General features: G+C 40.9%; 5 protein-coding genes and 6 tRNA genes. 9 read left to right on the top strand and 2 right to left on the bottom strand.

The window, feature by feature from the left end; translation table 11 throughout:
- Window positions 1-128: 128 nt before the first annotated feature.
- The 6 genes from DXB54_RS10200 to DXB54_RS10175 all read left to right on the top strand — a co-directional run bounded on the left by DXB54_RS10200 (window position 129) and on the right by DXB54_RS10175 (window position 770).
- A tRNA-Asp gene (locus DXB54_RS10200) sits at window positions 129-202 on the top strand.
- A 55-nt stretch (window positions 203-257) separates the two neighbouring features.
- Window positions 258-330, top strand: a tRNA-Val gene (locus DXB54_RS10195).
- Between the two features lie 12 nt (window positions 331-342).
- Window positions 343-416 (top strand) — tRNA-Ile (locus tag DXB54_RS10190).
- Window positions 417-467: 51 nt separating this feature from the next.
- A tRNA-Asp gene (locus DXB54_RS10185) sits at window positions 468-541 on the top strand.
- Between the two features lie 53 nt (window positions 542-594).
- Window positions 595-667 (top strand) — tRNA-Val (locus DXB54_RS10180).
- A 17-nt stretch (window positions 668-684) separates the two neighbouring features.
- Window positions 685-770, top strand: a tRNA-Leu gene (locus tag DXB54_RS10175).
- Window positions 771-912: 142 nt separating this feature from the next.
- Here the strand turns inward: DXB54_RS10175 and murI are convergent.
- Entirely contained in the window at window positions 913-1,671 is a 759-nt protein-coding gene (gene murI, locus DXB54_RS10170) for a glutamate racemase (protein ID WP_330426386.1), read from the bottom strand.
- Between the two features lie 167 nt (window positions 1,672-1,838).
- Entirely contained in the window at window positions 1,839-2,435 is a 597-nt protein-coding gene (locus DXB54_RS10165) for a TetR/AcrR family transcriptional regulator (protein WP_021938292.1), read from the bottom strand.
- 419 nt (window positions 2,436-2,854) lie between these two features.
- Here DXB54_RS10165 and DXB54_RS10160 point away from each other — a divergent pair, with 419 nt between their 5' ends.
- The 3 genes from DXB54_RS10160 to DXB54_RS10150 all read left to right on the top strand — a co-directional run bounded on the left by DXB54_RS10160 (window position 2,855) and on the right by DXB54_RS10150 (window position 6,148).
- Window positions 2,855-4,192, top strand: coding sequence for a putative bifunctional diguanylate cyclase/phosphodiesterase (locus tag DXB54_RS10160; protein ID WP_021938291.1), 1,338 nt, complete (start codon window positions 2,855-2,857; stop codon window positions 4,190-4,192).
- Between the two features lie 287 nt (window positions 4,193-4,479).
- Window positions 4,480-5,295 (top strand): zinc ribbon domain-containing protein, encoded by an 816-nt coding sequence (locus tag DXB54_RS10155; RefSeq protein WP_021938290.1) that lies wholly within the window; start codon window positions 4,480-4,482, stop codon window positions 5,293-5,295.
- Window positions 5,296-5,371: 76 nt separating this feature from the next.
- Complete coding sequence (locus tag DXB54_RS10150; RefSeq protein WP_021938289.1) at window positions 5,372-6,148, top strand: enhanced serine sensitivity protein SseB; 777 nt, start codon at window positions 5,372-5,374, stop codon at window positions 6,146-6,148.
- The last annotated feature ends 76 nt before the right edge of the window (window positions 6,149-6,224 follow it).

The following is a 6,224-nucleotide window of genomic DNA, read 5'->3' as shown; positions in this document are numbered from 1 at the left end:
TACTAATAGGTCGAAGACTTATCCTTAGAGGTTAGGATGATTGCTTTGAAGTATTGGAAGCTTGCATTTCCTGTTTGTATGAAATTCTGAAAGAACTATTCTTTCTGCGATAGAGAAATCTATTGTGAGGCCTGGTGGCTCAGCTGGTTAGAGCGCCGCCCTGTCACGGCGGAGGTCGTGGGTTCGAACCCCATCCGGGTCGCTTATAGTTCCATTGAATGGAACATAAAGTGTCACATATATTGACAATTTATTTTGGGATCTTAGCTCAGCTGGGAGAGCATCTGCCTTACAAGCAGAGGGTCACAGGTTCGAGCCCTGTAGGTCCCATTTATTGAATGAGGACGTTTAGCTCAGTTGGTTAGAGCAATCGGCTCATAACCGATCGGTCCTGGGTTCGAGTCCCCGAACGTCCACTCATTGCAATACTTTCATGAAATGAGGATATTGCATTAAAATTTTAATAAGGCCTGGTGGCTCAGCTGGTTAGAGCGCCGCCCTGTCACGGCGGAGGTCGTGGGTTCGAACCCCATCCGGGTCGCTCATATATTCATGAATGTTTATATGGCGTTAATTGAATATATGTTACAAAATGGGATCTTAGCTCAGCTGGGAGAGCATCTGCCTTACAAGCAGAGGGTCACAGGTTCGAGCCCTGTAGGTCCCATTTATCCTATGGATAATGCCGGCGTGGCGGAACTGGCAGACGCACAGGACTTAAAATCCTGCGGGACTAACCTCCCGTACCGGTTCGATTCCGGTCGCCGGCATTGAATTCTTACCTCGAAAACCTTGGAAAATCAAGGCTTCCGGGGTTTTATTTTTGGTAAAAAATGCCTTGGTGGGCACGAGGTGGGCAGAAATAACCTGAAAACTCCTAAAAAGATTAAAAAAAATAATAAGAAAAGACTGCTAACTATTTAGCAGTCTTTTGCACATTTCTAAGGTTTTATCATCTGAATTGCTATTGTATATCTCTATAGTTCCATGAACTGTTGAGTCATTCTTGATCCCATTTTCCATTAAACGCCTCTTGAGTTCCATGGCGGTTCCGTGACTTCCATTAAATATCTTTACATTCGGACCTACGATCTCCCGGATAACCGGCTCCACAAAGGGATAGTGGGTGCAGCCAAGTACTATGGCGTCTATGTCTTTTTCAAGCACAGGAGCCAGAATATCTGTGAGATATTTGGTGATCTTAGGACCTGTCAGCTCGTATTGCTCAACAAGATCTGCGAGACCGGGACATGGCACAGTATATATCTCAGAAGCTGTCTCATAGTGATGCATAAGATTTTGAAATTTTTCCTGTTTAAGGGTCATTGGCGTTGCCATAACCGCAACCCTGTCGTGGGGCTTCCATAATACCGCAGGTTTAAGTGCCGGTTCGATGCCTATTATTGGTATATCGGGATATTTTTCACGAAGAATCTCTGCCGAAGCGGCAGTGGCTGTGTTGCATGCTATGACTATGGCCTTAACATGACGGGCCAGTAAAAAGCTCATATCAGCTTCACTTAAACGACGTATTTCATCCAAGGGTTTAGTCCCGTAGGGGGCGTGAGCTGAATCCCCGTAATATATGTAGTTTTCCTCAGGCATTAGTGACACGATCTCTCGCAGGACACTTATACCCCCAAGCCCTGAATCGAAAACTCCTATGGGCATTGTTTTTTTGATGTCATTACTCATATTAATACTCCAATAAAGTAAAAGATACTCAGTATCACATGCCTGCCGTTATCGGCAGTTACATACAATACTAAGTATCTATTTTACTCCATTATTAAAAAAAATAAAATATATAAAACCATTACATTTGCATAATGTATATCCTATAGTTGTTTTTTGGACTTTTCTTCCTGGATTCTTACAAGAGAATCAACTACAAGATGGTAGGTTTCCTTTGCCATTTCTTCCGGAGCCTCCGGAGAGTCGTTCGTGATCCAGTACTTAAGCAGACCGGTGCAGCCACATCTATAGAATATATACGAATTAGGAGAAATGAGAGATGTGTCTCCCAATATTTCTGTCAGCTTGTTGCGGATCTCAGACTCAAGGTTTTCCTCCATTTCCTCCATGAAGCTGCTGCTGTTAGGATTGTTCATAAGAATCTTGCACAGCTCCCTGTTGTTGTCAAAAGTCTTGAATAATGTGAGCAGGAATGCATAACTGTCCTCCAACTGTTCTATATTCTTATAGGAATTGAAAACGCTCGTGACCTCCTCCATAAGATTTTTCTCTATATCGTTAAGAAGGTCGTAAATATCACTGTAATGAAGGTAGAAGGTTGAACGATTGATGTCTACCTTCTCTACCAGCTCCTTGATAGTGATATCCTTGATGTTTTTCTTCTTCATTAATTCTATTAGACCTGCGGACAATTGACGCTTGGTACGTTTTATCCTACGGTCTTCTTTTACTTCAGCCATAACTGAGCCTCCTTTGTATCCGGAGTAGTGGCGTGCCACTTCCGTGAAATGCCGTGCGCTCCTTGTTCATTATTGCATTTTAACACTTATATACATATTATACCAAAGTGTATAGTAAAAAACAAGTATCTATAAAAAAACATTTGTCGAAAAACAATGAGTAAAATATATACATTAATTTAGGCATAATAGCCAAAGCTATTAAAACAAAATTGTATTTTGTCTGTCTGTATTGCAATGTGACAAAAGCTATTGTATAATGTGTATACTAAAAAAATGTATAGACGTTATGTGCGTGCAAAATAAACAAAAATGTATATGCGTGCAAAATAAACAAAATGTATAGACGCTATATGCGTGCAAAATAAATAAAAAGGTGTGGAGCCGTTTGAGTAGCACTAAGAGAGGGGAGGGCTCGTATGAATAGAGTAAAAAAACTTGAAGAGAAGGTAGACATCAACAAGTTTACAAAAGAGGATTTACTCACAATGGCATATTTTGAGCCTGTGACCCTTTTCTATAACTGGAACTGGATGAGAGAACGTATAGCTGAGCCTAAGAAATATGGAATAGATACATTTGCATTTGTCCATTTCGATATAAAGGATTTCAAGGTTGTAAATGAATTATACGGTCATGATGTTGGTGACAACCTGCTGAGAAAAGTGTGTGATATTCTAGACGAGCAGGACTGGGCATACTATTGCTGCAGGTGTGATAATGATAATTTTGCAATGATGGTTAAAAAGATTCCTGATGATGAGATACGGGCAAGACTTGAAGCAATGTTTAAGAGAATGGAGTTTCTTGATGAGGACCCTTCATTTCCGGTGTATTTCAGGTGCGGAGTAGCTTCTATAGATGATGTGGAGGCCTATGGCGCTACCATAACGGATCTTGCTAAGATGGCGCAGCACAGCGGCGTTAAGCCTAATGAGACAGAAATCAAGTTTTATACAGATAAGATGAGAGAGGAACAGCTTAAGGGCAAGATGCTTCAAAGTGACCTGGACAGGGCGTTGGCTGCAGGGGAATTTATAGTGTATTATCAACCCAAGTACAGACCTTCAGACAATATTCTTGTAGGTGCGGAAGCGCTTATAAGATGGGACTACCATCATGAAGGAATTATACCTCCATCAGAATTTATACCTTATTTTGAGAAAGAGGGGGTTATAGGCAAGCTCGACAGATATGTCCTGGAGTCGGTATGTCAGAAGCTTGAGGAGTGGAAACATAAAGGCTATAAGCTGGTACCTATTTCAGTGAATATGTCGAGGGCGCAGCTTTATAGTCCTGTTCTTGTAAAGTCTATAGAGGATATTGTAAATAAATATGATGTGGATAGAAAATATATAGAATTCGAGCTTACTGAGTCGCTTGCATATGGTGATACAGTATATCTTATACAGGTTATGAACAGCTTGAGAGATATGGGCTTCATGTTGTCGATAGATGATTTTGGCACAGGTTATTCATCCCTTAATCTTCTTGCCAATATGCCGCTTACTACCCTTAAAATTGACAAGTCATTTATAGACGGTATTGGTGAGGACAGTAACAGGCGTGTTAATTATATTGTGAGGAATATTCTTGATACAACTAAGGATCTGGAGATATCCAGTATAGCAGAGGGGGTTGAAAGTGAGACCCAGAAGAACCTTCTCAGAGATTGGGGTGTTGACAGTATTCAGGGATTTTATTACAGTAAACCAATACCGGTTGATCAGTTCGAGAAGTTGTTCTCCAAGGAATAGGATACGGAAGAAGAACCGGCATAGAGATAGAGACATATTTAAAGATAAACGCAATATATACAATATTGGTTACATATAAAGGCGGCATGTGAAGACATGATTTCTTCATCTGCCGCTTTTGTAGTAACAGAGCATATGCATTAGTTTTGCTGTGATGTTTTTTGTTTATATACATTTAACGCTTAATTAATATTTGCAGGGGTGTAAGGATGTTTACAAATATTTATTTTATGATAAAATATGTAAAGCGTTATTAATAGTATTATTAGTTATGAAGGTGGAGTTTTATGAAACTTTTTATAGTAAAGCTTTTGATAGTTCTTATGCCCTTGATTGGAGTTTTGAGCATAATATTATCAATATTTGCAGGACACATAACTGTGGGCTGGATAATATTTGTCTCGCTGCTGCTGTTGTCGGGAATCGTTAATGTGTTATTCTTCAGATGCCCTCATTGCGGAAAAGTAATTCCGGTGTATGCTTCAGGAAATCAGAAATACTGTCCTAATTGTGGTGGTGATACAGGCATATTGCCTATGGGCTTCAGCTATTATGCGAAATGTTCCCGCAAAAAAAACGGGACGTGGGTGGCTTACACTATGATAGGACCAAATGTATTTGCTGTAGGTACCTTGATATTGGTGCTTGTAATTGCAGCGGTATTTGGATTTGACAAAATGTTTAGGGGAACAGGACTTATACTTACCATTGCAGCTGTGCTGGTAGGGGCATTGCTTGGTGTGATGTGCAGATGCATAGCAGGCTCTAAGACGATGATGGATGATGAGAATATAATGTTCTCCAAGATACCATTTGTCTGGAAGGAGTACAGCATTGCAGATATAAAGGATAAGGCTTCCTCAGACAAACCGTTCTATCATAAGGCGAGAGGATATGTTATAGCCACTGGGAAGGGAGTCCTTGTTCTGCCGGTAAGCACTTATAAAGGGGGCGATCAGTTCCTGCATGAGCTTACGGAGAGAATTGGCGCAGAGATGCCGGAGGTCAGACCGGATCAGGTGGTTTCCGTTCACAGTGAAGGTGCCAGGGAAGATGAGGAGAGGTTTAAAAAATACGAAGCCGCATATCCAAAGAGCAAATAAAACTATCAGATAAGATAGTGTCAGATGATATAAAAAGCACACAGTATTGTGCGGATAATTAATTAAGGAGACGAAAATGGAATTAGGAAAACAGATTACAAATGAAGATCTTGTAAAGGCAATGAATGATATAAGGGAGAATCAGAATGAGAATACCCAGAGGGCTTATCTTGATGCTTTGCTCAGAGCACAGTTTCTTGTGCCTGCAGTATTTGACCCGAAGCCTGTTAAGGATGCTGATGGCAAGCTTAAGGTTGGCGAGAAGGTAAAGGTCAGCTTCAGGATAATAACAAATAAGGAAGGACATCATTATATGCCTTGCTTCACCGATGATGTTGAATTTGATAAGAACACTTCCGAAGAACCTGTAGAGAGAGTACTTTTACGTTACAGAGAGATTGCAGACATTATCTTAAAGAGTAACGGAAGCATTGAGGGTATGGTCATCAATCCTCACGGACAGGGACTTATCCTTGTGGCAGATTTCCTTGACAAGCTTGGCAAGGCTCAGGAGGCAGCTACAAGCAAGCAGACAATCCCTGCAAATACTAAGGTGAAGCTTCGTACACCTAAGTATCCGCCTGTTGACATGCAGGAGAAGGCAAGTGAATATTTTAAGACAAGGCCTGAGGTAAGAGCAGCATATCTCCAGATTATTGAGAAGGATGACGGAGACGAGGAGTATCTCATTGTGGTTGATGCAGTGGGTGATACCCAGGGAATGTTCGCTGAGGTTATACCACTTATAAAAGAGTATGCATTTGGCATGAAGGTTGGCATGACACCTGGTTCAAACGGACTTGGCGCACAGGTTATGAAGATGGTAAAGCCATTCTACGAGAGAGAGGCGTAATCTGTGGGAGTGCATTTCATGATAAGATATTCATGATTATATTGTCAGTGGAAGATGCATATATAGGTTATTGAGG

Source organism: Coprococcus sp. OM04-5BH, from assembly GCF_003482105.1.
Lineage (GTDB): Bacteria > Bacillota > Clostridia > Lachnospirales > Lachnospiraceae > Coprococcus.
The sequence above is the reverse complement of the archived record's forward strand: the minus strand, read 5'-3'. Positions and strand labels throughout refer to the sequence as shown.